The sequence below is a fragment of the Arthrobacter sp. SIMBA_036 genome (genome assembly GCF_046535135.1).
GTDB lineage: Bacteria > Actinomycetota > Actinomycetes > Actinomycetales > Micrococcaceae > Arthrobacter.
The window spans coordinates 1-278 of the sequence record NZ_JAWRXG010000123.1 but is presented as its reverse complement, the minus strand read 5'-3'; the positions used below and the strand labels follow the sequence as shown (position 1 = coordinate 278).

The following is a 278-nucleotide window of genomic DNA, read 5'->3' as shown; positions in this document are numbered from 1 at the left end:
CCAGTGGTGGGAGCTACTTCTTACAGTGTACAATATAAGAAGACAACTGATACTAGCTGGTCTCAGGCTACTGCCACAAGCAATACCTATACATTAGCTGGTTTGTCCGACTGTATATCTTACCAGGTACAGGTTGCTGCAATTTGTTCCGGAACTACTGGTGCGTATTCTGCACCATTAACATTCTCAACGGTATGCGTAACATATTGTACTGCTGCAAGTGGTAGTGGGCAGTATAATTACATTTCTAATGTAACATTAGGAACAGTAAACAATAC

Annotated in this window: 1 protein-coding gene; it reads left to right on the top strand. The window is 41.4% G+C overall.

The window, feature by feature from the left end:
• Positions 1–3: 3 nt before the first annotated feature.
• Positions 4–278 (top strand): fibronectin type III domain-containing protein (locus SB659_RS19365; protein ID WP_410551570.1); only part of this gene is annotated, 275 nt, incomplete at its 3' end.